The 26,026-nt window shown below is 74.6% G+C and carries 27 protein-coding genes; 14 read left to right on the plus strand and 13 right to left on the minus strand.

Annotation, left to right across the window (positions count from 1 at the left end; translation table 11 throughout):
- The first annotated feature begins 21 nt into the window (after positions 1 to 21).
- Positions 22 to 243 carry a DUF2530 domain-containing protein gene (locus ACWIYF_RS25140; RefSeq protein WP_448625550.1) on the plus strand — a complete coding sequence of 74 codons (222 nt, stop codon included), beginning with the start codon at positions 22 to 24 and terminating at the stop codon, positions 241 to 243.
- An 18-nt stretch (positions 244 to 261) separates the two neighbouring features.
- Here ACWIYF_RS25140 and ACWIYF_RS25145 read toward each other — a convergent pair whose 3' ends face one another.
- Entirely contained in the window at positions 262 to 1,059 is a 798-nt protein-coding gene (locus ACWIYF_RS25145) for a DUF3027 domain-containing protein (protein ID WP_448625551.1), read from the minus strand.
- A 147-nt stretch (positions 1,060 to 1,206) separates the two neighbouring features.
- Here ACWIYF_RS25145 and ACWIYF_RS25150 point away from each other — a divergent pair, with 147 nt between their 5' ends.
- Positions 1,207 to 2,673 carry an MFS transporter gene (locus tag ACWIYF_RS25150; RefSeq protein WP_448625552.1) on the plus strand — a complete coding sequence of 489 codons (1,467 nt, stop codon included), beginning with the start codon at positions 1,207 to 1,209 and terminating at the stop codon, positions 2,671 to 2,673.
- Entirely contained in the window at positions 2,664 to 3,155 is a 492-nt protein-coding gene (locus ACWIYF_RS25155) for a DUF2771 family protein (protein ID WP_448625553.1), read from the plus strand. The genes ACWIYF_RS25150 and ACWIYF_RS25155 overlap by 10 nt, the downstream gene beginning before the upstream one ends.
- Before the next feature lie 6 nt (positions 3,156 to 3,161).
- Here the strand turns inward: ACWIYF_RS25155 and ACWIYF_RS25160 are convergent, their stop codons facing one another.
- Together ACWIYF_RS25160 and ACWIYF_RS25165 are read right to left on the minus strand one after the other, a co-directional pair.
- Positions 3,162 to 3,557, minus strand: coding sequence for a cold-shock protein (locus ACWIYF_RS25160; protein WP_448625554.1), 396 nt, complete (start codon positions 3,555 to 3,557; stop codon positions 3,162 to 3,164).
- A 341-nt stretch (positions 3,558 to 3,898) separates the two neighbouring features.
- Positions 3,899 to 4,468: a hypothetical protein gene (locus ACWIYF_RS25165; protein WP_448625555.1), complete on the minus strand. Its 570-nt coding sequence runs from the start codon at positions 4,466 to 4,468 to the stop codon at positions 3,899 to 3,901.
- A gap of 78 nt (positions 4,469 to 4,546) precedes the next feature.
- Between ACWIYF_RS25165 and ACWIYF_RS25170 the strand changes: the two genes are divergently transcribed.
- Positions 4,547 to 5,314: an endonuclease/exonuclease/phosphatase family protein gene (locus tag ACWIYF_RS25170; protein ID WP_448625556.1), complete on the plus strand. Its 768-nt coding sequence runs from the start codon at positions 4,547 to 4,549 to the stop codon at positions 5,312 to 5,314.
- A gap of 36 nt (positions 5,315 to 5,350) precedes the next feature.
- Positions 5,351 to 5,662 carry a hypothetical protein gene (locus ACWIYF_RS25175; protein ID WP_448625557.1) on the plus strand — a complete coding sequence of 104 codons (312 nt, stop codon included), beginning with the start codon at positions 5,351 to 5,353 and terminating at the stop codon, positions 5,660 to 5,662.
- Positions 5,663 to 5,671: 9 nt separating this feature from the next.
- Here ACWIYF_RS25175 and ACWIYF_RS25180 read toward each other — a convergent pair whose 3' ends face one another.
- From ACWIYF_RS25180 to ACWIYF_RS25190, 3 genes are all read right to left on the minus strand, one after another.
- Positions 5,672 to 7,327 carry an AMP-binding protein gene (locus ACWIYF_RS25180; protein ID WP_448625558.1) on the minus strand — a complete coding sequence of 552 codons (1,656 nt, stop codon included), beginning with the start codon at positions 7,325 to 7,327 and terminating at the stop codon, positions 5,672 to 5,674.
- A 2-nt stretch (positions 7,328 to 7,329) separates the two neighbouring features.
- The gene (locus ACWIYF_RS25185) at positions 7,330 to 7,542 is read right to left on the minus strand and encodes a hypothetical protein (protein ID WP_448625559.1); all 213 of its coding nucleotides are present in this window, start codon (positions 7,540 to 7,542) and stop codon (positions 7,330 to 7,332) included.
- Between the two features lie 108 nt (positions 7,543 to 7,650).
- Positions 7,651 to 8,181: a hypothetical protein gene (locus ACWIYF_RS25190; protein ID WP_448625560.1), complete on the minus strand. Its 531-nt coding sequence runs from the start codon at positions 8,179 to 8,181 to the stop codon at positions 7,651 to 7,653.
- A 68-nt stretch (positions 8,182 to 8,249) separates the two neighbouring features.
- Between ACWIYF_RS25190 and ACWIYF_RS25195 the strand changes: the two genes are divergently transcribed.
- Entirely contained in the window at positions 8,250 to 10,505 is a 2,256-nt protein-coding gene (locus tag ACWIYF_RS25195; protein WP_448625561.1) for a helicase-associated domain-containing protein, read from the plus strand.
- Positions 10,506 to 10,514: 9 nt separating this feature from the next.
- On the opposite strand, the gene ACWIYF_RS25200 is transcribed toward ACWIYF_RS25195, so the two are convergent.
- Positions 10,515 to 11,300, minus strand: a complete 786-nt coding sequence (locus tag ACWIYF_RS25200; RefSeq protein WP_448625562.1) for a sulfite exporter TauE/SafE family protein — start codon at positions 11,298 to 11,300, stop codon at positions 10,515 to 10,517.
- Positions 11,301 to 11,562: 262 nt separating this feature from the next.
- A complete protein-coding gene (locus tag ACWIYF_RS25205) occupies positions 11,563 to 11,727 on the minus strand; it encodes a hypothetical protein (protein WP_448625563.1) in 165 nt (54 codons plus the stop codon).
- Between the two features lie 246 nt (positions 11,728 to 11,973).
- Here ACWIYF_RS25205 and ACWIYF_RS25210 point away from each other — a divergent pair, with 246 nt between their 5' ends.
- The 6 genes from ACWIYF_RS25210 to ACWIYF_RS25235 all read left to right on the plus strand — a co-directional run bounded on the left by ACWIYF_RS25210 (position 11,974) and on the right by ACWIYF_RS25235 (position 18,080).
- Complete coding sequence (locus tag ACWIYF_RS25210) at positions 11,974 to 12,525, plus strand: dihydrofolate reductase family protein (protein ID WP_448625564.1); 552 nt, start codon at positions 11,974 to 11,976, stop codon at positions 12,523 to 12,525.
- A complete protein-coding gene (locus ACWIYF_RS25215) occupies positions 12,522 to 12,890 on the plus strand; it encodes a nuclear transport factor 2 family protein (RefSeq protein WP_448625565.1) in 369 nt (122 codons plus the stop codon). Before ACWIYF_RS25210 ends, ACWIYF_RS25215 begins: the two co-directional genes overlap by 4 nt.
- 95 nt (positions 12,891 to 12,985) lie before the next feature.
- Entirely contained in the window at positions 12,986 to 14,671 is a 1,686-nt protein-coding gene (locus tag ACWIYF_RS25220; protein WP_448625566.1) for a DNA repair helicase XPB, read from the plus strand.
- Positions 14,672 to 14,774: 103 nt separating this feature from the next.
- A complete protein-coding gene (locus tag ACWIYF_RS25225; RefSeq protein WP_448625567.1) occupies positions 14,775 to 15,611 on the plus strand; it encodes a hypothetical protein in 837 nt (278 codons plus the stop codon).
- A gap of 210 nt (positions 15,612 to 15,821) precedes the next feature.
- On the plus strand, positions 15,822 to 17,606 hold the full coding sequence (locus tag ACWIYF_RS25230; protein WP_448625568.1) for a DEAD/DEAH box helicase: 1,785 nt from the start codon (positions 15,822 to 15,824) through the stop codon (positions 17,604 to 17,606).
- 132 nt (positions 17,607 to 17,738) lie between these two features.
- Positions 17,739 to 18,080: a PspC domain-containing protein gene (locus ACWIYF_RS25235; protein ID WP_448625569.1), complete on the plus strand. Its 342-nt coding sequence runs from the start codon at positions 17,739 to 17,741 to the stop codon at positions 18,078 to 18,080.
- A gap of 15 nt (positions 18,081 to 18,095) precedes the next feature.
- On the opposite strand, the gene ACWIYF_RS25240 is transcribed toward ACWIYF_RS25235, so the two are convergent.
- From ACWIYF_RS25240 to ACWIYF_RS25255, 4 genes are all read right to left on the minus strand, one after another.
- On the minus strand, positions 18,096 to 21,092 hold the full coding sequence (locus ACWIYF_RS25240) for a helix-turn-helix transcriptional regulator (RefSeq protein WP_448625570.1): 2,997 nt from the start codon (positions 21,090 to 21,092) through the stop codon (positions 18,096 to 18,098).
- 62 nt (positions 21,093 to 21,154) lie between these two features.
- Positions 21,155 to 21,277 (minus strand): hypothetical protein, encoded by a 123-nt coding sequence (locus ACWIYF_RS25245; RefSeq protein ID WP_448625571.1) that lies wholly within the window; start codon positions 21,275 to 21,277, stop codon positions 21,155 to 21,157.
- Positions 21,278 to 21,418: 141 nt separating this feature from the next.
- Positions 21,419 to 22,720, minus strand: coding sequence for an MFS transporter (locus ACWIYF_RS25250; RefSeq protein ID WP_448625572.1), 1,302 nt, complete (start codon positions 22,718 to 22,720; stop codon positions 21,419 to 21,421).
- A 299-nt stretch (positions 22,721 to 23,019) separates the two neighbouring features.
- Positions 23,020 to 23,829 (minus strand): phospholipid scramblase-related protein, encoded by an 810-nt coding sequence (locus ACWIYF_RS25255; RefSeq protein ID WP_448625573.1) that lies wholly within the window; start codon positions 23,827 to 23,829, stop codon positions 23,020 to 23,022.
- Between the two features lie 49 nt (positions 23,830 to 23,878).
- Here ACWIYF_RS25255 and ACWIYF_RS25260 point away from each other — a divergent pair, with 49 nt between their 5' ends.
- The gene (locus ACWIYF_RS25260; RefSeq protein WP_448625574.1) at positions 23,879 to 25,144 is read left to right on the plus strand and encodes an ArgE/DapE family deacylase; all 1,266 of its coding nucleotides are present in this window, start codon (positions 23,879 to 23,881) and stop codon (positions 25,142 to 25,144) included.
- The gene (locus ACWIYF_RS25265; RefSeq protein ID WP_448625575.1) at positions 25,141 to 25,797 is read left to right on the plus strand and encodes an HD domain-containing protein; all 657 of its coding nucleotides are present in this window, start codon (positions 25,141 to 25,143) and stop codon (positions 25,795 to 25,797) included. The genes ACWIYF_RS25260 and ACWIYF_RS25265 overlap by 4 nt, the downstream gene beginning before the upstream one ends.
- On the opposite strand, the gene ACWIYF_RS25270 is transcribed toward ACWIYF_RS25265, so the two are convergent.
- Positions 25,736 to 26,014, minus strand: a complete 279-nt coding sequence (locus ACWIYF_RS25270) for a DUF4031 domain-containing protein (RefSeq protein WP_448625576.1) — start codon at positions 26,012 to 26,014, stop codon at positions 25,736 to 25,738. The genes ACWIYF_RS25265 and ACWIYF_RS25270 overlap by 62 nt on opposite strands.
- Positions 26,015 to 26,026: the final 12 nt, after the last annotated feature.

Consider the following 26,026-nt stretch of genomic DNA (forward strand, 5'->3'; position numbering starts at 1 on the left):
CCGCGGGCCTAGGGTGCGCCCGTGCCCGGTCCCGAGAAGCAGGCCCCGCCGCCGTTGCAGGTCGACACCGTCCGCGTCGTCCTGGCCGGGACGGCGCTGTGGGCGGTCGCCCTCGTGGTCCTGCTGCTGCTCGGCGACCGGGTCGACCGGCTGTGGACCTGGACCTGCGTCGCCGGCATCCTCCTGGCCGGCATCGGGCTGGCCATCATGCGCTGGCAGGGGCAGCTCGGCCGCAAGGACTGAACGCGGCCGCCCCCGCTCTCACAGCACGTCGAAGTCTGCGGTGTCGTAGCGCGCCGACGTCACGACCTCGGTCGCGTCCTCCACGACCAGGGTGGCCTGGCTGTGCGCGCCGCAGCCGTAGTCGACGGTGACCACGCGGCCGTCGGCCGGTGAGTAGGCGTTGCCGCACGCGCCGAGGCGGCCGCGCAGCGAACCGGCGAGGGGCAGCCAGAAGCCGCAGGTGCCGCAGGGGCCGGGGGCGTGCCGGGCCATGGCCGCGCGCGGCCCGAAGTCGCCCGCCGCCCAGCGGCCGGCGGCCTCGCTGCGGCCCTCGGCGGACATGACCCGCTCGCGGCCGAGGCCGAGCTCGGCGGCCACGGCCTGCGCCTCGGGGTCCTGAGCGGCGTCGTCCTCGATCACGTAGCTGGGCACCAGGCGCGGATCGTCCTCGGTGGAGGGCAGCACGTCCCCGACGGAGAGGTCCCCGGGGCGCAGCCGCTCGTGCCAGGGCACCCAGGCGGGGGCGAGCAGCGCCTGCTCGCCCGGCAGGAGGACGACCTCGTCCACCGTGACCTCGTCGGCGCCCGGCACCCGGGCCAGCGTGACCGCCCAGTGCCAGCCCGCGTAGCCGGCCAGCCGGCTGGCGAAGGTGTGGGTGATCACCTCACCCAGCGCCGGCGGCAGGTGCTCACCGGTCGGCTCGCGGACGGCGCCGAGGTGCTCGCCGACCAGGTCCGGGTCACCGGCGGTCTCGGCGGCCGCGGCGCGGGCCTGCTCGACGGCGGCGAGCAGCAGGTCTCCGGATGCGACGTCGGCGGGCGGGAAGGAGTCGGGCACGCCCCCATTGTCCCTGACGCGGCAACGACCTCACCGCCCGCGCCCAGTTTCGTGGGGCACGATGGACCGGTGTCCGCCGATCGTCCTCCTGGTGCGCGCCGGCGGTCCGGCCTGCGCCGCCACGACGAGGACGAGCCGACCGGGCGCATGGACACGACGCCTCTGCCGCTGCCGCAATGGGCCGCCCAGCAGGGGCCGGCACCGGACGGTCCGCCGCCGGGCGGTTTCTCCCCCACCGTCCCGGACGCCGCGCCGCCGCCTCCGCCGCGCACGACCGTCACCCGCGTCGCCGCGGCCCGCACGCGGGAGCTGACCGGCGCGGCGGTCCGCCGCGTGCAGGCGGCCAGCCGGGCCGACGGCGCGGGCGAGAGCGGGCTGACGCAGCTGCTGTGGGTCAACGCCGTGCACATGGCCGGCGACGCGATGATCGCCGTCTCCCTGGCCGGCACCCTGTTCTTCGCGGCGACCACCGACGCCCAGCGCGGCAACGTCGCCCTCTACCTGCTCGTGACGATGGCGCCGTTCGCCGTCCTGGCCCCGGTGATCGGCCCGGTGCTGGACCGGCTGCAGACCGGCCGGCGGTGGGCACTCGCGGCCAGCACGCTCGGGCGGGCCGTGCTCGCGCTGGTGATGGCGCGGCACTTCGACGACTTCTGGCTGTACCCGGCCGCGCTCGGCGTCCTGGTGCTGTCCAAGGCGCACAACGTGCTGCGCGCCGCCGTGGTCCCGCGCGTCCTGCCCGCGGCGATGTCGCTGACGTCGGCGAACGCGCGGCAGTCGGTGTTCGGGCTGCTGACCGCGGGGATCGTCGGCGGCCTGGCGGCCGGGATCGCCAAGCTGCTGGGCTTCGAGGTGGAGCTGTGGGCCACCGCGCTGGTGTTCGCGGTCGGCGGCGTGCTCGCCGTCCGCCTGCCCAAGCACGTCGACGTCCCTACCGGGGAGCTGCCGGCCGACGTCCTGACCACCGCTCCCCTGCCGGCCGGCGGGCGCCGCCGCCGGGTCAGCGCCACCGTGGTCCTCGGGCTGCGCGCGAACGCCGCCCTGCGCGGGCTGGGCGGGTTCCTCACGATCTTCTCGGCCTTCCTCGTCGAGGAGACCGTCGAGGGCGGCTGGCCGGCCACGCTCACGCTCGGCGGCATCGCGGCGGCGGCCGGGGTCGGCAGCGTCCTGGGCACGGGGATCGGCTCCCGGCTGCACGCGGTGAGCCCGGACCGGCTGGTGCTGATCTCCGCGGGCGCGGCGGCGGTGATCACCGTCGTGGCCGCGATCTTCTTCAGCCTGCCCATGGCGGCGCTGGTCGCGGGCGTCGCCGCGGTCACCAACGCGCTGGGCAAGGTCGCGCTCGACGCGATCATCCAGCGCGACGTCCCCGAGTCGCTGCGGGCGTCGGCGTTCGCCCGGTCGGAGACCTGGCTGCAGCTGGCCTGGGTGGCCGGTGGCGCGATCGGCATCGCGCTGCCGACGATCGGCTGGCTCGGCTTCACCGTCGCCGCGGCGCTGCTGGTCCTCGCTCTCGGGCTGATGGTGTGGAGTCTCTACCGTGGGCGCAGCGGCCGGCCCGCGGAGGTCCGCCCGGACGCGCCGACCACGCCGCTGGACGAGCAGTGGGGCTGAGCCGCGCGACGGCTGCGGGCACGGTGCTCCTCGCGGTCCTCACCGGGTGCGGCCGGGACGCGCCGGCGGGACCGCCCGACGTCACCGTGGACGTCGGCGGCCAGACCGTCGACCTGGGGCCCACGCAGTACTGCCTCGACGGCACCGGGCAGCGCTACGACGTCGCGCCGCCGATCATCGAGGTCTCCCCCGACACCACCATCACCCTCACCGTCCCCGACGAGCTCGCCGAGCGGGGCTGGAGCGTGCAGGTCTTCGACGAGAAGCTCGACGAGAAGCTCGGTGAGGTGGAGGTCGACGAGGGCAAGGCGGTCTTCGACGAGATCAACTCCTCCGACGTCGTCCCGCCGACGTTCTACCTGGTCGTCGTCGAGGACAAGGGCGGCGACTGCGGCCTGTTCACCGGCGCCTGGCCGGTGGGCTTCATCCGCGCCGGCGGCGAGGCCAGCGGCAGCTCGACGCCGAGCCCTCCGGCCGGCTGACCGGCGTCAGGTCTCCAGGTCGGTGGCGACCGCCCGGAGCACCGCGGCGACCTTGCGCGACTCGGCGCGGTCGGGGTGCCGGCCGCGGCGCAGGCTGTTGGAGACGTCGTCGAGCAGCTTGATCAGGTCCTCGATGATCGGGACGAGCTCGTCGGGTTTCTTGCGGGACGCCGCCGCGTGCGTGGCAGCGACCGACGGCAGCGGGTCGAGCACCCGCACCTGCAGCGCCTGGTCGCCCCGCCGTCCGGCGACGATGCCGAACTCGACCCGCTGACCGGGCTTGAGCTCGGTGGTGCCCGAGGGCAGGGCGTCCTTGTGCACGAAGACGTCCGGACCGTCCTCACGGGACAGGAAGCCGAACCCCTTCTCCGGGTTGAACCACTTGACTCTGCCGGTGGGCACGTTGGATCCCTCAGTTCTCGCCAGGCGGCCCGGCGCTCGGCCGGAGGACGACGCGGCGCGCCGGCCGCTCGCCCACAGGTTAGTCGCCGCCCCCGCCGGCGGAACCGAACCCGCGCCCGCCGTCCTCACTCTGCGGTCAGCGCGGCACCATGGCCCGCTCTTGCGGCGTCTCACACGCTCTCGCGGTCGTGCATCGCCGCGGAAGGGTGCAGAACACCGCAAGAGCCCGGCGCCTGACGCGGTTCCGGGGGCGAACTCGCGCCTCGGGGGTGCTGCAGGGCTCCCGGAGCGCGAAGTCGACCCCAGGAGCGGCGTGACCGACCCCGGAATCAGCGGGCGCCTCAGCCGCCCGCAGTGGGGGGCTCGATGATGCCCAGCCGCTCGAGCAGGATCAGGAAGACGGCGGCGAAGTCGTTCTCGGCCACCTCGCGGCGCACCCGCTCCCAGTCGACCTGCTCCCGCATGGCGCGGGCGACCGGGATGATCCGGCCGAAGTCGCAGTAGTGCTCCTCGAGGGCGAGCAGCTTGGTGACGACGATGTCCGTCGCCTCCAGCACCGGCATCTGCACCGAGAGCACCGAGAGCGTCTCCGCGCGGTCGATCAGCTCGTTCTCGACCGGGTGCCCGCAGGTCCGCCAGATGACGTCGACGAAGGACCGCTCGCCGACGACCTTGGTGAGCCAGTCCTCGGCCGGCGGGACGACGTTCAGCCCCGCGTCGGCGAGCGCCTTGGTGGCCCGTTCCGCCTCCTCCTCGGCGACCAGGAAGTCTGCGTCGTGGTCGGGTTCGGGCGCACCGCGGACCCAGGCCGCATAGCCACCGCACAGGGCGAAGGGCACTCCCTCCTGCTTGAGCGCGACGGCCGTTCGCTTGAGAAGGTCGCGGATCTCGTCCCGCTCCGAAGGCTCCACGACCCCCTGCTACCCCCGGCGGCGCCGCGGACGAACCTCGGGCGGTAGATCGCCTACGGGCGGGGCACAGGAGGCTGCGTGCGCATCGCGACCTTCAACATCCTGCACGGGCGCTCACTGGACGACGGCCTGGTCGACTGCGACCGCCTCGCCGACGCGGTGAAGCAGATCGACGCCGACGTCCTCGGCCTGCAGGAGGTGGACCGCGACCAGCCGCGCTCCATGAACGCCGACCTCACCGCCGTGGCCGCCGAGGCGATGGGCGCGGTCGACTCGCAGTTCGTCGCGGCGCTGTCCGGGACGCCGGGCGGCACCTGGATGGCCGCGACCGGCGACGAGCAGCCCGGCTCGGCCAGCTACGGCATCGCGCTGCTGTCCCGCCTGCCGGTGGTGTCGTGGCGGGTGGTGCGGCTGCCGGCGCTGCGGGCCCGCGTGCCGATGTGGTTCAAGGGACGGCGCCGGCCGATCATCGTCAGCGACGAGCCCCGGGTGGCGGTGGCCGCGGTGCTGGAAGGGCCCGACGGGCAGTTCACCGTGGCCAACACCCACCTGTCCTTCATGCCGGCCTGGAACGCCCTGCAGCTGCGCCGGCTGGTGCGCTCCCTGGCGGGCACGATCGAGCCGCTCGTGCTGATGGGCGACCTCAACATGGAGCCCCGGCAGGCGACGCGGATCAGCGGCCTGCGGTCGATCGCGGCGGCGGACACCTTCCCGTGGGACGAACCGCGCCGGCAACTCGACCACGTGCTCGTGCGCGGGCCGCTGCGGGCCACCGGCCCCGCCACCGCGATGCGCCTGCCGCTGTCGGACCACCGGGCGCTCGTCGTCTCCGCGGCAGCCGCCTGAGCTGCGTCGACGCGCGCCCCGGGAGATCATGACCGCATGGCGCGATGGTTCAGCCTGGCAGCCGCCGCGGTCCGCCTCGTCGGCGGGATCATCGGCGCGGTGATCCTCGTCCACGCGGTCTTCGTGCTGTTCGAGGCGAACCCGCGCAACCCGCTGGTGGAGTTCACGCGGTCGTGGCGGGAGAACCTCGGCTGGTTCACCGTCGACCTGTTCTCGACGGACACCCCGAAGATCGGCGAGGCGATCAACGCCGCGCTGGCCGCACTGATCTACGTCGTCCTCGGCAGCCTGATCTCGAAGCTGATCGTGCGCCTGTCCCCCGCCCCGAAGGCCAGGACGAAGTCCTGACCACGGATCTCAGGCGTTCCGGACGGCGGCGGCGGACTGCAGGCCCAGCTCGTCCACCGACACCTGGCGCATCTCGACCTTGCGGATCTTGCCGGTGACCGTCATCGGGAACTCGTCGACGATCTTGACGTAGCGCGGGATCTTGTAGTGGGCCAGCTTGCCGCTGCAGAACTCGCGCAGCGACTCCGCGGTGAGCGGCTCGGCGCCCGGCCGCAGTCGCACCCAGGCCATGAGCTCCTCGCCGTACCGCTCGTCGGGGACGCCGATCACCTGCGCGTCGACGATGTCGGGGTGGGTGTAGAGGAACTCCTCGATCTCCCGCGGGTACACGTTCTCCCCGCCGCGGATGACCATGTCCTTGATCCGGCCCACGATGTTCAGGTAGCCCTCGGCGTCCATCACCGCGAGGTCGCCGGTGTGCATCCAGCGCGCTCGGTCGATGACCTCGGCGGTCTTCTCCGGCTCGTTCCAGTAGCCGAGCATCACCGAGTAGCCGCGGGTACAGAACTCCCCCGGCGTTCCGCGGGGCACGGTCAGCCCGGTCTCCGGGTCGACGATCTTCACCTCGAGGTGCGGGTGCACCCGCCCGACCGTCGAGGTGCGGCGGTCGAGGTCGTCGTCCGCCCCGGTCTGCGTGGAGACCGGTGAGGTCTCCGTCATGCCGTAGCAGATGGTCACCTCGGTCATGCCCATCTCGTTGACCACGCGCTTCATCACCTCGACCGGGCACGGCGAGCCGGCCATGATCCCGGTCCGCAGCGACGAGAGGTCATAGTCGGCGAAGTCGGGCAGGCCCAACTCGGCGATGAACATCGTGGGGACGCCGTACAGCGACGTGCACCGCTCGTCCTGCACCGCCTGCAGCGTGGCCGCGGGGTCGAAGCCGGGCGCCGGGATGACCGCCGTCGCCCCGTGCGAGGTGCACGCCAGGTTGCCCATGCCCATGCCGAAGCAGTGGTAGTAGGGCACCGGGATGCAGACCCGGTCGGCCTCGGTGTAGCCGCAACCCTCACCCACGAAGAAGCCGTTGTTGAGCAGGTTGTGGTGGGTGAGCGTGGCGCCCTTCGGGAAGCCCGTCGTCCCCGAGGTGTACTGGATGTTGATCGGGTCGTCGGCCGACAGCTGCGTCTCGCGCTTGGCCAGCAGGTCACGGTCGCCGGTGCGGCCGAGCGCCATCATCCGCTGCCACTCCGGGTCGCCGATGAAGAGGACCTCGCGCAGCTCCGGGCAGTCGCCGCGGACCTCGCCGACCATCGCCTTGTAGTCACTGGTCTTGAACGACGGAGCGCTGACCAGCACCGAGATGCCGGCCTGCTTGAGCACGTAGGCCAGCTCGTGCGTGCGGTAGGCCGGGTTGATGTTGACCAGGATCGCGCCGAGCTTGGCGGTGCCGTACTGCACGAAGGCCCACTCCGCGCAGTTGGGCGCCCAGATGCCGACGCGGTCGCCCTTGCGCACGCCGAGGGCGTCCAGGCCCAGGGCGCAGGCGTCGACCTCGGCGACCAGCTCCGGATAGGTCCACCGCCGACCGGTGGCGCACTCCACCAGCGCCTCGTGGTCCCCCACCCGCGCCGCCGTCCGGTCCAGATTGGCCCCGATGGTGTCCCCGAGCAGGGGAACCGTGGAGGTCCCGCTCGAGTAGGACGGCAACGCGGGTGCGGTCATGGCTACTCCCCTGCCATCAGTCCGGCGCGGTTGGGCTTGTCGGTCGGGTGCGCGTAGCGAAGCCGGTCGACCGGGATGGGAAAGGCGTGGTCCTCACCGAACGGGGACAGCGACCCCGCCGGCTCCGCGGTGAACTCGCTGACCGGCGGGCCGCCGGCCTCGTTGCGGCCCCAGGTGGGCTCGACCAGGTGCGGGTTCTTCGCCTTCTTCGCCATGTCGCCTCCGTGTGTCCCGGCGCACCGAGGCGGTGCGCGCTCGGACACATCTTCCCGCGCAGCGCACCACAACTGCAGGAGGACCGGTAGTCCCCTGCAACGTCCGTGTCACCTCCGGCGCGGAACCGTCCGCGCCCCGACCAGCGTGCCCAGCCCCTCGGCGGTGAGCACCCACTGGGCGCGACCCACCGGCGCGGCCAGGATCTCCGCCCCGTCGAGCCGCTGGACGGCGCGGGTCCGCCAGATCGCCGTGCTCAGCAGCCGCAGCCGGACCTGCTCGTCGTCGGGGTCGAGCTCGTCGTACCCCTCGGGCTCGAAGGCGACGATCGCGGGTCCGGCGATGCGCAGCCGGCCGGTCCGCCAGGTCGTGCCGGACAGCGCCCGCCGCCAGCGGGTGGTGCGCACCAGCGCGCCGGTCCCGGCGATCACCGCCGCGATGCCGAACAGGACGAGCGCGAGGACGGCAAACCCGAGGATCGAGTAGCTGCGGCCGGTGTTGTTCGCGACGGCGACGGTGGCGGCGCCGAGCACGACGCCGAGGACGACGGCCATGACGCCGCCGCCCAGCCACCGCAGCCCGCCGGCCTGGTGGGCGGCCAGCGCCGTCGCGGTCTGCGGGTCCTCCGCGGCCGATCGCACCCCTCCATGCTGGCGCACGTCCGGGCGGGCCGGGGCCGCACGGGGGACGACGACGTAGCGTGGACCGGATGTCCGCCGAAGGCCCCGCCACGCTCGCCGCCTGGCTGCGCACCCGCAGCGACGAGCAGCTCTCGGCGCTGCTGGCCGCGCGGCCCGACGTGGCCCGACCCGCGCCGAGCGACGTCGTGGCGCTGGCCAGCCGGCTCGCCGTCCCCGTCTCGGTGGACCGCGCGCTCGACGAGCTGGACGCCGCCACGCTGCAGGTGCTCGACGTCGTCCTGCTGGCGGCCACCGACGGCGTGCCCGCCGACGAGCTGCCCGCCCGGCTGCCGGAGGTGCCCGACGACGTCCTCGAGGCGGCGGTAACGCGGCTGACCGACCGCGCACTGCTCTGGGGGGACGACGTCCTGCGGGCGCCCGAGCCGGTGCGCCGCGCCGTCCGCTACCCGGCGGGGCTGGGCCGGCCCGCGACCGAGGTCCGCCTCGCCCTGCCCGCGGACCTGCCGAAGGTGCTGGGCGAGCTGCCGGCCGACGAACGGACGGTGCTCGAGCGGCTGGCCGGCGACCGCCCGGTCGGCCACCTCCCGGACACCCCCGGCAACGGGCAGGCCACCCCGGCCCGGCGGCTGCTGCAGCGCGGGCTGCTGGCGCGCATCGACGCCCTCAACGTCGAGCTGCCGAGGGAGATCGGCCTGACCCTGCGCGGCCCACTGCCGTACGGTCCGCCGCGGCTGCGGCCGGAGCCGGCGGTCGTCACCCGCGACCCCGCGGTGGTCGACCGGCAGGCCGCCGGCGCCGCGCTGGAGACGATCGGCCGCATCGGCGAACTGCTCACCGCGCTGGAGGACGAGCCCGCCGGGCTGCTGCGCAGCGGCGGGCTCGGCGTCCGCGACCAGAAGCGGCTGGCCCGGACCCTGAAGGTCTCCGAGCCGGACGCGGGCTGGCTGCTGGAGCTGGCGCACGTCGCCGGGCTGCTCGACGTCGGCGGCCCGCACCGCGACGAGTGGCTGCCCACCCGCGGCTACGACCAGTGGCGCGAGCTCGACCTGCCGGCCCGCTGGGCGGCGCTGGCCGCCGGCTGGCTGACGAGCATCCGGCTGCCGTCGCTGGTCGGGCAGCGGGACATGGCCGGCAAGGCGGTCAACGCGCTCTCCCCCGACCTGGTGCGGCACACCGCCCCGGCGATCCGCCGTCCGGCCCTGGCGGTGCTGGCCGAGTACCCGCCCGGGTCGGGGCTGGCGCCGGAGGACCTGGTGGAGCTGCTGCGCTGGCGGACCCCGCGGCGCGGCGACCGGCTGGCGCCGGTCCCCGACATGCTCGCCGAGGCGGCGCGGCTGGGCGTCGTCGTCGGCGGCGTGCTCTCCACCGCCGGCCGCGGGCTGCTCACCGACGGGGAGGACGGCGCGGCCGACGGCATGCGCGGCCTGCTCCCGGACCCGGTCGACCACGTGCTGGCCCAGCCCGACCTCTCGCTGGTCGCGCCCGGGCCGCTGGTGGCCGACCTCGCCGACACCCTCTCCGTGGTCGCCGACGTGGAGTCCTCCGGCGGCGCGACGGTGTTCCGGGTCTCGGAGTCCAGCGTGCGCCGGGCCCTGGACGCCGGGTGGTCGGCGGGCGACCTGCACGAGTTCTTCGCCCGCGCCTCGCGGACGCCGGTGCCCCAGGCGCTGGACTACCTCATCGACGACGTCGCCCGCCAGCACGGCCGGCTGCGGGTCGGCGCGATCGAGTGCTACGTGCGCTCCGACGACACCGGGCTGCTGTCGCAGGTGCTCAACGACCGGCGGACGACGGCGGCCGAGCTGCGCCGCCTGGCGCCAGGGGTGCTGATCAGCCCGCTGGGCGCCGACGAGGTGCTCACCGTGCTGCGCGAGGCGGGCTACGCGCCGGCCGGGGAGTCGCCGGGCGGCGCTGTCCTGACCCGGCCGCCGGGGCGGCCGCGTGCGGCGGGCCGGCGCACCGGCTCGGAAGCGCTCGCCGTGGGCCGCCCGCTGACGCCGGAGGAGCTGGCCACCACCGTGCGCGAGATCCGGGCCGGCGACGCCGCGCTCTCGGCCCGGCGCAGCGAGGCGGTGCGGCAGGTGCCCGGGGTGACCACCGCCGGCACCCTCGAGCTGCTCTCCCGGGCCGTCCGCGAGGGCCGGCCGGTGTGGCTGGGCTACGTCGACGCGCAGGGCAGCGGCAGCCAGCGGGTGATCCGGCCGGTGTCGCTGGCCGGCGGCTTCCTGCAGGGGTTCGACGAGCGGCGCGGCGAGGCCCGCACCTTCGCCGTCCACCGGATCACCTCGGTCGCCCTCGTCGACGAGGACGACGTCGCGACCTGAGCCCTCCGCTCACCGGGTCAGCAGCACCGCCAGGGCGACCAGGCCGAGGACGACGATCGCCGAGCGCAGGACCGCCGACGGCAGGCGCCGGCCGAACCGGGCGCCGGTGTAGCCGCCCAGGATCGCGCCGCCGGCGACCAGCGCGGCGGCCCGCCAGTCCACGCGGTCGGTCGCGACCACCACGTACGCCGCGGCCGCCACCGCGTTCACCGCGGTGGTCAGCACGTTCTTCACGGCGTTGAGCCGCTGCAGGGACTCCCGCAGGAGCAGGCCGAAGATGCCGATCTGCAGCACCCCCTGGCTGGCGGCGAAGTAGCCGCCGTACGTGCCGGTCGCGTAGGCGCCGGCCACCAGGGCGGCCAGCCGTCCGGCGCCGATCCTGGGCTCTCCGCCGTCGTCGCCGGATGGCCGGCGCCGCGCCAGCGCCCGCTGCACCGCCGGCTGGACGGCGACCAGCACCACCGCCAGGCCGACGAGCACCGGCACGATCGCCTCGAAGGCCGACGCCGGCAGGTGCAGGAGGAGGAACGCGCCGGTCAGGGCGCCGAGCACCGACGCGGGCAGGAGCCGCACCAGCAGTCGGCGCTGGCCGCGGAGCTCCCGGCGGTAGCCGATCGCGCCGGTCAGGTTGCCCGGCACCAGGCCGAGCGAGTTGCTGACGGTCGCGGTCACCGGCGGCAGGCCCACGGCCAGCAGCACCGGAAAGGTGACCAGGGTGCCCGAGCCGACGACGGCGTTGATCCCGCCGGCGGCGAACCCGGCGGCCGCCACCGCCAGCATCTCCCAGCCGGTCATGCGTCCATCGCGCAGCAGCCTCGCACAGCGCCCGCCTGGTCTTCCCGCCGCACGGAGCTGCTGGTGGGGTTCGACGAGCGGCGCGGCGAGGCCCGCGCCTTCGCCGTCCACCGGGTCACATCGGTCGCACTGGTCGACGAGGACGACGAGCTGCCGGCGGGCTGACCACCTCGGCCTCCACCGCCACGGCCCGGCCCGGCCAGCGGGCCCCCGGCCAGGCACCACGGCTGTCAGCGCGGCCAGGCGCGGCGCACCACCGGGGTCAGCGGGGCGCCCAGCGCATGAGGATCCGCGGGAACCCGCCCGCGACGGCGGGGGTGTCGGCCGCCTTGGTGAACCCGGCCTTCTCGAACGAGCTCCGGGTACCGACGAAGGCCATGGTCAGGTCGACCTTCCGGCCCTCCTTGTCGACCGGATAGCCCTCCACGGCCGGGGCGCCGTGGGCCGTTGGTCCGCGAATCGACCCGGTGGCTCAGGCACCAGCAGACGCTCGAGGCCGGAGCTTGACGCCGAGCATCGTCGCGACGTCGTCGAACCGCGCCGTCGTCGCCGGCTCTCTCGCGATGGCCACCGAGCCACGCTGGCGCCGGATACCCGCCGTACCGATGAGAACGGGGGTCCGGCACCGTCTTCTCCGCGACACCGACCGCACCCCGATTGCCGAGGAGCAACCATGGGCGCCATCAAGGTCCACGAGTTCACCACCGTCGACGGCGTCGTCGACACCCCGATGTGGACGGTGGACTACCCGTTCGCCGACGACCTGTCCGCCAGCATCGGGGCGCTGACCGGCTCCTCCTCCGGCATCCTGCTCGGACGGCGGACCTTCGAGATGTTCGCGCCGGCGTGGTCCACGCGCACGGTCGAGGAGGACCCCGGCGCCCCGTTCTTCAACGACACCCGCAAGTACGTGGTCTCCGCCACCCTCGATGACGCCGAGTCGGTGTGGCGGAACTCGACCGCGGTGGGCGGCTACGACGCCGACCGCCTGCGCGCGCTCAAGGACGAGGTCGGAGATCTGTACGTCAGCGGCAGCGCCACGCTGGTCCGCGCCATGCTCGCCGACGGGCTGGTCGACGAGCTGCACCTGTTCGTCTACCCCGTCGCGCTCGGCACCGGCATCCGGCTGTTCCCCGACGGTGCACACCGCACGCCGCTGGCGCTGCTCGGGGCCGACCGCCTGAGCAACGGGGTGGCCCACCTGACCTACGGTCCGGCGGCATGAGCGATCCCTTCGCCGCCTTCCGGGCGGCCGTCGAGGCCGACGAGATCGACGCCGCCGTCGCACTGTTCGCCGAGGACGTCACCTTCCACTCGCCCGTGGTGCACCGGCCCTACGTCGGGCGCGAGCCGTTGCGCGCGATCCTGCGCGCGGTCACCACGGTGTTCGAGGACTTCCGCTACACCGCCTCGTACGGCGGGGACGACGGACACGTCCTGCGGTTCACCGCGCGAGTGGGCGACCGGGATCTGGAGGGCGTGGACATCCTGCGGGCCTCCGACGGGGTGCTCACCGAGCTCACGGTGATGGTGCGGCCGTACTCCGCCGCCACCGCCCTGCGGGAGCGCATGGCCGCCCTGCTGCAGTAGCGCCGCGGACGGAAGGACCTGTCGGCGGGCGGCGTTACCTTGGGTAGTCCGGCGCTGCCCATGCGCCTCCCCCGCTCTGCAGAGAAGGTTTCCGCGTGACCGACGGTCCCCTCATCGTCCAGTCGGACAAGACCCTGCTGCTCGAGGTCGACCACCCGCTCGCCCGCGAGTGCCGGGCGGCGATCGCCCCGTTCGCGGAGCTGGAGCGCTCCCCCGAGCACGTGCACACCTACCGGGTGACGCCGCTCGCGCTGTGGAACGCCCGCGCCGCCGGGCACGACGCCGAGCAGGTCGTCGACGCCCTCGTGCGCTACTCCCGCTACCCGGTGCCGCACGCGCTGCTGGTCGACGTCGCCGACACGATGGACCGCTTCGGCCGGCTCACCCTGGCCAACAACCCGGTGCACGGCCTGGTGCTCACCACCTCCGACCGCGCCGTGCTGGAGGAGGTCATCCGCTCCAAGCGGGTGGCGCCGATGCTGGGCGTCCGCATCGACGAGGACACCGTCGTCGTCCACCCGTCGGAGCGCGGGCGGCTGAAGCAGGCCCTGCTCAAGATCGGCTGGCCGGCCGAGGACCTCGCCGGCTACGTCGACGGGCAGGCGCACCCGATCGATCTCGACCAGACCGGCTGGCACCTGCGCGACTACCAGCAGGAGGCGGTCGAGGGCTTCTGGTCCGGCGGCTCCGGCGTCGTCGTCCTGCCGTGCGGCGCGGGCAAGACGCTGGTCGGCGCAGCGGCGATGGCGCACGCGAAGGCGACCACGCTGATCCTGGTGACCAACACCGTCGCCGGGCGGCAGTGGAAGCGGGAGTTGATCGCGCGCACCTCGCTGACCGAGGACGAGATCGGCGAGTACTCCGGCGAGCGCAAGGAGATCCGCCCGGTCACCATCGCGACCTACCAGGTGATGACCACCCGCCGGAAGGGCGAGTACCGGCACCTGGACCTGTTCGACGCGCAGGACTGGGGCCTGATCGTCTACGACGAGGTGCACCTGCTGCCGGCGCCGATCTTCCGGCTCACCGCCGACCTGCAGTCCCGGCGCCGGCTCGGGCTGACTGCCACCCTCGTGCGCGAGGACGGCCGGGAGGACGACGTCTTCTCGCTCATCGGGCCCAAGCGCTACGACGCGCCGTGGAAGGACATCGAGTCGCAGGGCTACATCGCCCCGGCCGAGTGCATCGAGGTGCGGGTCAGCCTGGACGACGACGAGCGGATGACCTACGCCGTCGCCGAGCCCGAGGAGCGCTACCGGATCGCGGCGACGGCGGCGTCGAAGATGCCGGTGATCCGCCGGGTCCTCGACCGCCACCCCGAGGAGCAGAAGCTGGTGATCGGCGCCTACCTCGACCAGCTCGAGGAGCTCGGCACCGCGCTGGACGCCCCGGTGATCCAGGGCTCCACCACCAACCGGGAGCGGGAGAAGCTCTTCGACGCCTTCCGCGCCGGCGAGCTGCGCACGCTGGTCGTGTCGAAGGTGGCGAACTTCTCCATCGACCTGCCCGAGGCCGCGGTCGCCGTCCAGGTGTCGGGCACGTTCGGCTCGCGCCAGGAGGAGGCACAGCGGCTCGGCCGGGTGCTGCGTCCCAAGGCCGACGGCCGGCAGGCGCACTTCTACACCGTCGTCAGCCGGGACACCCTGGACTCCGAGTACGCCGCCCACCGGCAGCGCTTCCTCGCCGAGCAGGGCTACGCGTACACGATCGTCGACGCCGCCGACCTGGCCGGCCTGGGCGAGGTCAACGGTCCCGACTGGACGGACGAGCCGGCCGACTGAGCTGAGGAGTGCCCGGCGCGGTTTCCGCGCCGGGCACTCCGCTTCAGGCCGGGGTTGGTTGCGCTCGGCTCTCGCACCGGCCGCACCGTGCCGATAGGCGAGTGTGGAGCACGTCCTGCACTTCCTCGCCGCGGTCGTGCTGGGTCTGACCGTCGTCGGGGTGCGCGTGCTCGTCGCGAGTCGTCGACGAGCCGCCGTGCGGCACGGCGAGGCCACGATCGTCCCGGCCCGCTTGGCCAGGGGATCCGAGCGCCCACGCGCCGGCAGCCTGGTGCTGTCGACGCAGCTGGTCTGCTGGTTCGCCCGCCGGGGATCCGATCAGGTCGACCTGGCCGGCGGCGAGGTCCTGTCGGCCGCCCCCGCGACCGGGTTCAACGCCAGAGAACTCGAGGACGTCGTCCGCCTGGGGCTGCCCGACGGATCAGCGGTGACGGTCCGCCTCTTCACCGAGGACGCGGCCACCCTGGTCGAATCGCTGCGCCGGGGACCACGGCCGTCCGGTGGGCCGTCCTCCCTGCGGAAGCCACCGCGGTCGGGTGCCTGGGCGGTCGCCTCCCTCGTGCTGGGCGTTGCGTTCATCGCCGTCTACGTGGCCATGGCGCTCTCGTCGGATGCCGCGGTCGCCACGGTCACCGATGGCGACGGTGAGGGGACGTGCCAGGTCACCTGGACCAGTGCGGGCGGCCATCCCGACACCGGCGAGGTGGACTGCCTCGACGAGACCGTGGGGAGCACCCGGACCGTCTGGGTGCTCAGCGACGAGCCCGGCGACGTCGTCGACCCCGGTCACCTCACCGCCGGCATGGTGGGCCTGGGCCTCGTGCTCGGGCTCCCCGGCGGCGTGCGCTGGCTCGTCGTCCGACGCCGTCGGCGCACCTGGCTTCTCGCCGGGGGCCACGCCGCAGCCACCCCGCTGAGCCCGGCCCCGCCCCTGTTCTGACCCCCGGGGCGGCTGGGAAAGCCGGGACCGGCGGGGTGTGACGGGACGGTCCGGCACCGACGTGGGAATCGCCACACCCGCCACAGGCGCGCAGGCGAAACAGCAGGTCATGAGCGTGACCGGGCGTCCCCATAGCCGACCCGCGCATGGCACGCCCGCCCCTGGGCGGTTGGGCGTGTTGCTCAAGCGCCCCGCAGAATGGCTCCCGACATGGGGAGTGCAGCACGAGCGGAGGCCCTGGGCCCGCAGACCACCAGCCGACCGCTCCGGGCCTGGCAGCAGGCCGCGCTCGAGCAGTACGAGGAGCACTCCCCCAAGGACTTCCTGGTCACCGCGACCCCGGGCGCGGGCAAGACGACGTTCGCGCTCACCCTGGCCGCCCGGCTGCTCTCCCGCCGCGAGGTCGCCCGCGTGATCGTGGTCTGCCCCACCGACCACCTGCGGCTGCAGTGGGCCGAGGCCGCCGACCGGATGGGCATCGTCCTCGACCCCAACCTGCTCAACTCCGTCGGCCCGGTGCGCGCCGGCACGCAGGGCTACGTGACGACGTACGCGCAGGTCGCCGGCAAGCCGATGCTGCACGCCGCCCGCGCCACCGCGGTCAAGACGCTGGTGATCCTCGACGAGGTGCACCACGCCGGTGACGGCCTCTCCTGGGGCGAGGCGGTCGAGGAGGCCTACGGCTTCGCCGCCCGGCGGCTGTGCCTCACCGGGACGCCGTTCCGCACCAAGCCCGACGAGCGCATCCCCTTCGTCCGCTACGAGGAGGACACCTTCGAGGGCGACGACGGCGAGGGCGGCGTCGGGCTGGTCAGCCGCGCCGACTACACCTACGGCTACAAGGAGGCGCTGGCCGACAACGTCGTCCGCCCGGTCGTCTTCGCCGCCTACACCGGCACCTCGCGCTGGCGGAACTCCGCCGGCGAGGTGGTCGCCGCCTCCCTCTCGGAGGCCGGCACCCGCTCGGTGGAGATGGCGGCCTGGCGCACCGCGCTGGACCCCAAGGGCCAGTGGGTGCCGCACGTGATCGCCGCGATGGACGACCGGATCACCCACCTGCGCGAGAACGGCATGCCTGACGCCGCCGGGCTGATCCTCGCCAGCGACCAGGACGACGCCCGCGCCTACGCCAAGATCGTCCGCCGGGTCACCGGCAAGGCGGCCGAGCTGATCCTCTCCGACGACCCCAAGGCGTCGAAGAAGATCGAGCGGTTCGCGACCGGCTCGGCGCGGATCGCGGTCTGCGTGCGGATGATCTCCGAGGGCGTCGACGTGCCGCGCGCCGCCGTCCTGGCCTGGATGACCTCCTACCGCACTCCCCTGTTCTTCGCCCAGGCCGTCGGCCGCGTCGTCCGCGCCCGGGCCGCGCACGAGTCGGCCACGGTCTTCCTGCCCGCCGTCCGCCCCCTGCTGACGCTGGCCGCCTCCATGGAGCAGGAGCGCAACCACGTCATGCCGCCGCCGCGGAGCCAGCCCGACGAGGAGCTGGAGGCGCTCGACCTGCCGCCGCGGGAGCCCCAGGAGGGCGGCGCCAAGGAGTGGGAGGCCCTGGAGGCCGACGCCCGCTTCGCGCACGTCCTGCACGGCGGGACGGCGCACACCGGCGAGGGCAGCGGCCCGCTCGGCGTCGAGGAGGAGGAGTTCCTCGGCATCCCCGGCCTGCTCACGGCCGAGCAGACGGCGGAACTGCTGGCCAAGCGGGACGACGAGCTGCGACTGCGCGTCGAGGCCGCCCGCCGGATCGCCGACGACGACGAGCACTTCATGCTCGTGGAGGACCACCCGGACGAGGACGACGCCGGCCGGTCGTGGCGGGACGCCGCCGAGCTGCGCCGCGAGATCAACCGGCTGGTGAGCCGGGTGTCGGCGAAGACGTCGACCCCGCACGCGGTGGTGCACACGCAGCTGCGCAAGTCGGTGCCCGGGCCGCCGTCGGCCTCCGCGTCGGTCGACGTGCTGCGCGCCCGCCGCGAGCGCCTCCGCACCATGCTGTGACCCGCTGGGGGCCGAAGTGGCCACTTCGGCCCCCCAGCGGCCGACCGGGGTCACCCCGGAGAAGCAGAACCAGGGGCGGATCCGGGCGTTCCCCGATTCCGAGCGGCCGCCGGGGCGACGACGCTTCTGGGCATGACAGCGATCCCCCCGACCGTGGACCAGCCGACCGCCGAGCAGCCCCCGCCCACCCCCGCCCCGCGCCCGCAGCTGCGCCGCAGCGGCTCCGAGAAGATGCTCGGCGGTGTCTGCGGCGGCCTGGCCGAGTACAGCGGCATCGACCCGCTGCTGTGGCGGGTCGGCTTCGTCGGCCTGACGGTCGCCGGAGGCGCCGGCGTCCTGGTCTACCTGCTCCTGTGGGTGCTCATGCCGAGCGGCCCCGTGGGCCCCGACGACCGGACGAACGTGCTCGACGAATGGGTCGCGCGCCTGCACGACAAGCTCACCGGCGAGCGGACGACGCCCGGCCGCCCCTGACCCCCGGCGGCCGGCTCAGGCCGGCGGCAGCAGCCCGCGCTGCGCCGCGATGGCGACCGCCTCGGTGCGGCTGCCGGCGTCGAGCTTGGTCAGGATGTTGCTCACGTGCACGCTGGCGGTCTTCTCGCTGATGAACAGCGCGGCGCCGATCTGGCGGTTGGTGCGCCCCTGCGCCAGCAGCGCCAGCACCTCGGCCTCCCGCGGCGTGAAGACCGCCGCCGGATCGACCGCACGGCCGGCACCGGGCAGCACCGGCTCCAGCCGGCCGCGGCGGGCGAGCGCCTCGACGCCCGAGCGGAGCGGGGCCGCCCCCAGCCGGACGGCGACCTCGTGGGCGGCCCGCAGCTCGGCGCCGGCGGCCTCGCGGTCGTCGGCGCCGAGCAGCGCCTCGGCCAGCCGCCAGCGTGAGCGGGCCTCCTCGTAGACGTGGCCCAGCCCGGCGAAGGCATCGACCACCGCCTGCCACGCCTCGACCCCCGGCTTGCCGGTCAGCCGCGCCTGCTCCGCGTCGAGCCGCAACTGCCAGGCGCGCCCTTCCGGCCCCACGAGGAAGCCGGCGGCGGTGTACGCGTCCACGGCGTCGGCGGCCAGGGCTCCCAGCCGTTCCCCGTCGGCCACCCAGCGGTCGGCGGCGGCGGTGTCGCGGACCAGCCGGGCGGCCGCGGCGGCGTCGGCCGCGGCACCGAGCGCCATCGCGATCAGCCGGACGGCGGCCATCCGGTCGACCTTCCACAGCTCGGCCAGCCGGAGCACGGCCTCCTCGGCCCGCCGGACCGCCGTCTCGGCGTCCCCGGACCACCCAGCCAGGTCGATCTCGGCGGCGGCCAGCGAGATCATGAGCATGACTTGCGTGCCCAGCCGCCCGCTCAGCGTCCGGGCCCACGCGATCCGGGCCTCCGTCGCCGGGTCCCCCCGGCCGACCTGCACGAGCAGACCGGCCGCGCGCACGTGGGCCGCCATCTCGGGCACGCGGGCCAGCTGATCGGCGGCGGCCAGGCTGAGGTCCCAGTCGCCCGTCATGTAGCCGGCCACGACCTGCAGGTGCCGCAGCTCGGCGGCGTAGAACGACCACTCGACCCCGACGGCGCAGGCCCGCTCCACGGCCGCGGTGCTGCGCCGCAGGGTGTCGGCCACATCGCCGGCCTCGTAGGCGACGATCGCCTGGTTGAACAGCACCCGCATCTCGACGTCGAGGTCGCCCGACCGGCGGGCGCGGGTGAGCGCCTCGGCGAGGCGGCCTTGCACCGCCGCGTAGTCGGCCTCGTCGCGGAAGCGGACCACCGACACCGCCGTGTCGGCCCAGGCGCTGTCCAGGCCGAGGGCGTCGGCGGCCGCCAGCGCCTCCTCGGCGGAGGCGTCGGCCTCCCGGCCGCGGTCGACGTAGTAGGCGGCCCGGGCGTGCGTGGCCGCGGCCCAGGTCCGCTCCGGGCTGGGCGGCTCGGCGGGGACGAGCGCCATCGCCGCGCTGGTCTCGCGGTACGCGCCGGCGTGGTCGTCGACCCAGATCAGCGCCTGGGCGAGCGTGTAGTGCACCCGGGCGCGCACCAGCGGGTCGCCGTCCGGGCCGAGGGTGTCGCGCGCGGCACGCAGCAGCGCGATCCCGCGGCCCAGGTCGCCGCCGGCCCGCGCCGCGGCGGCGGTCTCGATCAGCAGCTCGATCTGGCTCCGGCCGGCGCGCTCGGCGGCATCCGGGACGGCGGACCAGAGGGCCAGCGCCGCCTCCAGCTGCTGCAGCTGCTCGGCCGGCGCCCCGGCCCGCTGCGCCTCCGCGGCCGCCTCCAGCGACGCGGTCAGGGCGCCGGGGAGATCGTTGCTCTCGCGGGCGTGGTGGGCGCGCTCGGCCGCGGTGCCGGCGGACGGGTTCGCGGTCAGATAGGCGGCGACGGCCGCGTGCAGCCGCACCCGCTCGCCGGGCAGCAGGTCGGCGAGCACGGCCTCGCGCAGCAGCGCGTGCCGGAAGCGGTAGCGGCCGCCGTCGGAGACCACGAGCAGGTGGTGGTGCACCGCCTCGGCCAGCGCGCCCTCCAGCTCGCCGGTGTCCAGCCCGCTGACGACGGCCACGAGCTCGTGCCGCACCCGCCGGCCGGCCACCGCGGCGACCCGCAGCACCTGCTGCGCGGCCGGGCTCAGCAGCTCGACCCGGGCCAGCAGCACGTCGGTCAGGCCGAGGGGCAGGGTCTCCCCTTCCAGCCCCGCGGCGAGCAGCTCCTCGGCGTAGAACGCGTTGCCCTCGGCCCGCGCGACGACGTCGTCGACGGCGGCCGAGTCGGCGCAGCCGGCCTGCGCGGCGAGCCGGCGCACGAGCTCCTCGACCGCGCCGTCGGGCAGCGGCGCGAGTTCCAGCCGTTCGACGCCGGGCAGCCGGACCAGCTCGGCCAGCAGCGGACGCAGTGGGTGCCGGCGGTGCAGGTCGTCGGAGCGGTACGAGGCGACGATCGCCACCCGCTCGTCCACCAGCCGGGCGAGCAGGTACCGGAGCAGGTCGCGGCTGGACCGGTCGGCCCAGTGCAGGTCCTCCAGGACGACCAGCAGCGGCGCCGCCGCGGCCAGCTCCCCGAGCAGCGCCGCGACCGACTCGAACAACTGCAGCCGGCCGTCGTCGACCGCCGGGCGCAGGCTGCGGTGCGGGAGCCCGCGCCCGAAGTCGCCCGCGTCGGCGGACTCGGCCGAGGCCACCCCCGGCCGGCCGGCCAGCAGGTCGGTCAACGCCGGCAGGCCGGCCGCCGCCGGCGCCAGGGCGGGGTCGGCGGCGACCGGCCGCAGCAGGTCGACGAACGGCAGGTAGGGCAGGCCGACGTCGCCGAGGTCGACGCAGTGCCCGACGAGGACGCGGACGCCCCGCTCACCGGCGCGGGCGGCCAGCTCGTCGAGCAGCCGGGTCTTGCCGACGCCGGCGTCCCCGGCCAGCAGAACGGCGGACGGACGCCCGGCCGCGGCCCGGTCGACGTGCGCCAGCAGGTGGTCGAGCTCCTCGGCCCGGCCCACCAGAGGTCCGTCGTCCCATCGCGGCACGTCGTCGATCGTGGCACGCGCCACCGACAGGACGAGCCCCGCCAGGGGCTCGGCGACGGCGGTCAGAGCGACGGCCGGCGACGCGGGAGCCAGCGGCGGCCGCGGCTGCGGTTGCCCGCGGCCTGGAGCAGCTCGCGGCGGTAGGCGAGTTCCGCCTCGAGGGCGGGGTTGCTGTAGGTCGACATCGTCTTCTCCTTCTGCGTCTCGGACGAGAAGGAGATTCCTGCTGAGGGGTGGCCCCCGGCATCGGTCGACCGGGCAGTCCTGCCGCCGGAATGACCGGCTGAGGCGGCCTAAGGGGACCTCAGACCGCGCTCAGCTGCCGCTCAGCGCAGCTCGGTGCCGTTGGTCTCCCGCATGGTGAGGATGACGGCGAACGAGATGACGGCGGCGATGGCGACGTACCAGAAGAACCACAGCGGGTGCCCGGCGTCGGACAGCCAGGTGATCACCAGCGGTGCGGTGCCGCCGAAGGTGGCGACGGTTAGGTTGTACCAAGCGCCGATGCCGGTGGCCCGCAGCTCGGTCGGGAACAGCTCGCTCATGATCGCCGGGGCCAGCGAGGCCATCAGCGCGTACAGCCCGAGACCGGTGCAGAACACCACGATCAGCGAGAACAGGTTGTCCCGGACGAGGAAGGACAGCGGCACGATGAGCACCGCCATGGCCCCGGACCACACCAGCAGCTGGGGCTTGCGGCCGAACCGGTCGGAGAGCTTTCCGAACGGATAGCAGAGCGCGACGAAGAGCGCAGTGCCGATCGAGAGCGCGACGAAGACGTCGGTCTTGTCGGCGCCCCGGAAGGTGATCGCGAAGGGCGTCAGCGCGCTGAAGAACGTGTAGTACGACAGCGTGTTGAGCAGCGTGAGGGCGACCAGTTGCAGCACGGCCTTCGGGTGGTGCTTGATCGTCTGCAGCAACGGGTGCTTGGTCGCGCGGGCCTTCTCCGCGCTCTCCTCGAACTGCTCGGTCTCCACCAGGGAGCGGCGCAGCCACATGCCGATCAGGCCCAGCAGGCCGCCGATGAAGAACGCGATGCGCCAGCCGTAGCTCTCCAGCTGGTCGGTGTCCAGCACGTTCGTGAGCAGCACGCCGAGCAGCGAGGCGACCAGCAACGCCGAGCCCGTGGAGATGTAGAAGAACGAGGAGTACCGGCCGCGGTGCTCCTTCGGCGCGATCTCCCCGAGGTAGGCCGACGCGTTGGAGACCTCCCCACCCAGCGACATGCCCTGCGCGATGCGGGCGACCAGCAGCAGGATCGGCGCGAGCCAGCCGACCTGCTCGTAGGTGGGCAGGATCGCGATGACCATCGAGCCGCCGGCCATCAGGAGGATGGTCAGCAGCATCCCCGCCTTGCGGCCGCGCAGGTCGGCGAACCGGCCGAGGAGGATGCCGCCCAGGGGCCGGAAGAAGAAGGCCAGCGCGTACGCGGACGTCGCCCCGATCAGGGCCAGCGCCTCGTTCTCGGCCGGGAAGAACTGGCCGGCGAAGAAGACGACGAACGTCGCGTAAACCGTCCAGTCGAACCACTCCACCGCGTTGCCGATGCTGGCCGAGACCAGCGTCTTCACGGGCAGCCGGTGCCGCCCGGTGTCGAGGGTGGAGTTCTGTCGGAGGGTGTCGGCCATCGTGTCGGCCTTCCGTGGGGGCGGCGTCCGTTCGGTACGGAACTAACCCGACCGGAGGCGTTGCACACGCCCACGGCCCATTTCCCTCGAGGGATTTGGGCCGTTCCGCCGCCGAGGCCCGGACCGGGTGCTGGCCGCCTCGCGGCGAGAGGCACAACGCGGCTCCGGCCCCCGACCGTGCGGCCGAGGCGGTATTCCGCGAAGGCGATAACCAATTGGCACCCGGGGGCACAGATCACCCGGCCCGGACGTCTTCGACCATACCCCCGCTGCGGGACCCGACACCCGGGCCGCGGAGGTCAATTGAAGCCGCGGTCGTCCTGCTTGAGGGCGGTGTCCACGGTGAGCGCCGAGGCGATGACCATGCTGGCCAGCGGCTCGGGCAGGCGGAAGTGCACGTGGACGACGTAGTTGTCGGCCGTGGTGAACAGCGTCCGGGCCACGCCCTCCCACGTCTTCGTGATCCGCGCCACCTCGGTGCCGGCGGCGTCGGTGATGGCGAAGTTCCAGGCGCGCCAGTTCTCCGCCTGGATGGCGCCGACCAACTGGCCGCCCGCGACCAGGTCGAAGCGGATCTTGCCGAAGACGTTGGCCTGCACGATCTCGCCGACCGGTGCCCCGTCCGGCCGCGTCACGACCACCCGCGACCTGACCAGCTTGGCCGGCCGGGTCAGCACCAGCACCACGCCGCCGGCGTCCCGGACCTCGAGGCGGTGGGTCAGGAACTGGTCGAAGTTGGACACGAAGCGCAGCGCCTTCTTCACCGCGCTCTGGCCGACCTGGACCACCGCGCCGATCTGCTGACCCTGCCCGTCGTAGACGGCGTACTCGTTGGTCAGCTCGATCAGCTTGGTCCGCTGGCTGACCACGATCACCGGCTGCTCGTAGAGCGAGGCGCCGGAGTGCGCGACCGTCTGCTGGACGGCGCCGGGCTGCGCGCCCGGCGAGGGGGGCGGCGGCAGCGGTGGCGGCGTCTGCTGCTGCGGAGGCGGCGGCGGAGCGGCGGGCGCCTGGACGTGGTCGGTCCAGCCCTGCCCGTTCCACCACCGGGTCCCTCCGCTGCCGGCGGGATCGGGGTACCAGCCCGGTGGGGGCGGCGGCTGCGTCACGGCGCCACGCTAACCCGGCCGCGTGGGCGGTCGTGCCAGACTCCGCGCCGTGGCGGACCTGACGACGGCGGAGCAGCGGACGCTCGACGCCGTCGACGAGGACTGGCTGGTCGACCGGCTGCGGCGGCTGGTCGCCGTCCCCTCGGTCGGCGGGACGGCCGCCGAGAGCGAGGCGCAGCACCTCGTCGGCGACTGGCTCGAGGAGCTCGGCTGCGACGTCGACCGCTGGCCGATCGACCTCGCCGCGGCCGCGACCGAGCCGGACGCCCCCGGGCAGGAGGTCGTGCGCACCGAGGCGTGGGGCGTCGTCGGCACCACGCAGGCGGACGGCGTCCCCGCGCTGGTGCTGGCCGGGCACACCGACGTCGTCCCCGCCGGGGACCGCGCGCTGTGGCCCGGCGACCCGTTCGACCCGCGGGTGGACGGCGCCGCCGTGCACGGTCGCGGCTCGTGCGACATGAAGGCCGGCGTCGTCGCCTCGCTCGGCGCGCTGGCCGCCGTGCGGGCGGCGGGGCTGCGCCTGGCCCGTCCGGTCGCCGTGCACAGCGTGATCGGCGAGGAGGACGGCGGCCTCGGCGCCTGGGCGACGCTGCGCCGGGGGCACAAGGGTGAGACCTGCGTGATCCCCGAGCCGACGGCGGGCGCGCTCGTGACGGCGAACGCCGGCGCGCTGACCTTCCGGCTGGAGGTGACCGGGCGCGCGGCGCACGCGGCCTACCGCGACGAGGGCGTGAGCGCGGTCGAGCTGTTCGCCGAGCTGCACGCCGAGCTCCGGGCGCTGGAGGCGGAGCGCCAGGTGGGTGCCGACCCGCGCTTCGGCGGCGCCCGCTTCCCCTACGGGCTGTCGATCGGCAAGGTGTCGTCCGGCGACTGGGCGAGCTCGGTGCCCGACCGGCTGGTGGCCGAGGGCCGCTACGGCGTCGTCGTCGGCGAGCCGGTCGAGGCGGCCCGTCGCACCTTCGAGCAGCGGGTCGCCGCGTTCTGCGCGGCGCACCCCTGGCTGGCCGGGCACCCCGTGCGCGTCACCTGGACCGGCGGCAGCTTCGCCAGCGGTCAGCTGCCCGCCGGGCACCCGCTGGCCGACGACGTCCGCCGCGCCGTCCGGGACGCCGGGGGTGGCGACCCGGAGGAGCGGGCCGTCGCCGCCGGCAGCGACCTGCGGCAGTACGCCGCGGCGGGCATCCCGACGCTGCACTACGGGCCGGGTGACCTGCGGCTGGCGCACGGCCCGGACGAGAAGGTGCCGGTGGCCGACCTGGTCACGGCCGCCCGGGCACTCGCGCTGCTGGCCGTGCGGACGGCGGGCGTGCGATGACCGTCCGGTTCGAGGACTGGGCGGCGCTGGCCGGTGACTCCCCCACCTCCCGCACCGAGTGGGCCGCCCTGGTCGAGGCCTGGAGCGAGCCGCACCGCCGCTACCACGACCTCGCGCACCTGGCGGCGGTGCTCGGCATCGTCGGGGAGCTGGCCGCGGCCGCCACCGACGCCGACGCCGTCCGGCTGGCCGCCTGGTACCACGACGCCGTCTACGACCCGCGGCGCGACGACAACGAGCGGGTCAGCGCCGCCCGCGCGCGGGCCGGGCTGCGCGGGCTGGTGGACGACGCGCGGATCGCCGAGGTGGAGCGGCTCGTGCTGCTCACCGCCGGCCACGACCCCCAGCCCGGGGACGCCAACGGGGCGGTGCTCTGCGACGCCGACCTCGCCGTCCTCGCCAGCCCGCCGGAGGCCTACGCGGCGTACGCCTCGGCGGTCCGCGAGGAGTACCGGCACCTGTCCGACGAGGTGTTCACCGCGGGCCGGGCCGCCGTCCTCGAGCGGCTGCTGGCGCTGCCGGCGCTCTACCGGCTGCCGGCCGTGGCCGAGCAGTGGACGGCGCGGGCGCAGGCGAACCTCACCGCGGAGCTCACCCTGCTGAGGGCTCGTGGTTCTTCTTCCGCCGCAGACCCGCCGCCCGCAGCCGGCTGAGCAGCTCGCGGGCGCCGACCGCCTGCGCGCCGGCGGCGACCGCCACCTCGTAGAGCTCCTCGGGGAGGTCGTAGTGGTCGCCCTGGAACGCCCGGCGCGGGATGCCGAGCTCGGCCGCCACGAACGCGTGCAACTCGTCGTAGGAGACGTCGCTGACCAGGTGCGACCACTTGCGCCCTCGCCACGGCCACACCGGGGGGTCGATCAGCAGCGCCACGCGGGTCAGTCT

The sequence above is a fragment of the Geodermatophilus sp. URMC 64 genome, from assembly GCF_053502555.1.

Bases quoted from the DNA above. Each gene is read 5' to 3' on its own strand.
- ACWIYF_RS25185 (WP_448625559.1), bottom strand. From the start codon at position 7,542: ATGGCGAAGAAGGCGAAGAACCCGCACCTGGTCGAGCCCACCTGGGGC.
- ACWIYF_RS25150 (WP_448625552.1), top strand. From the start codon at position 1,207: ATGGACACGACGCCTCTGCCGCTGCCGCAATGGGCCGCCCAGCAGGGG.
- ACWIYF_RS25235 (WP_448625569.1), top strand. From the start codon at position 17,739: ATGACAGCGATCCCCCCGACCGTGGACCAGCCGACCGCCGAGCAGCCC.
- ACWIYF_RS25215 (WP_448625565.1), top strand. From the start codon at position 12,522: ATGAGCGATCCCTTCGCCGCCTTCCGGGCGGCCGTCGAGGCCGACGAG.
- ACWIYF_RS25230 (WP_448625568.1), top strand. From the start codon at position 15,822: ATGGGGAGTGCAGCACGAGCGGAGGCCCTGGGCCCGCAGACCACCAGC.
- ACWIYF_RS25195 (WP_448625561.1), top strand. From the start codon at position 8,250: ATGTCCGCCGAAGGCCCCGCCACGCTCGCCGCCTGGCTGCGCACCCGC.
- ACWIYF_RS25200 (WP_448625562.1), bottom strand. From the start codon at position 11,300: ATGACCGGCTGGGAGATGCTGGCGGTGGCGGCCGCCGGGTTCGCCGCC.
- ACWIYF_RS25180 (WP_448625558.1), bottom strand. From the start codon at position 7,327: ATGACCGCACCCGCGTTGCCGTCCTACTCGAGCGGGACCTCCACGGTT.
- ACWIYF_RS25265 (WP_448625575.1), top strand. From the start codon at position 25,141: ATGACCGTCCGGTTCGAGGACTGGGCGGCGCTGGCCGGTGACTCCCCC.
- ACWIYF_RS25175 (WP_448625557.1), top strand. From the start codon at position 5,351: ATGGCGCGATGGTTCAGCCTGGCAGCCGCCGCGGTCCGCCTCGTCGGC.
- ACWIYF_RS25245 (WP_448625571.1), bottom strand. From the start codon at position 21,277: ATGTCGACCTACAGCAACCCCGCCCTCGAGGCGGAACTCGCCTACCGC.
- ACWIYF_RS25250 (WP_448625572.1), bottom strand. From the start codon at position 22,720: ATGGCCGACACCCTCCGACAGAACTCCACCCTCGACACCGGGCGGCAC.
- ACWIYF_RS25210 (WP_448625564.1), top strand. From the start codon at position 11,974: ATGGGCGCCATCAAGGTCCACGAGTTCACCACCGTCGACGGCGTCGTC.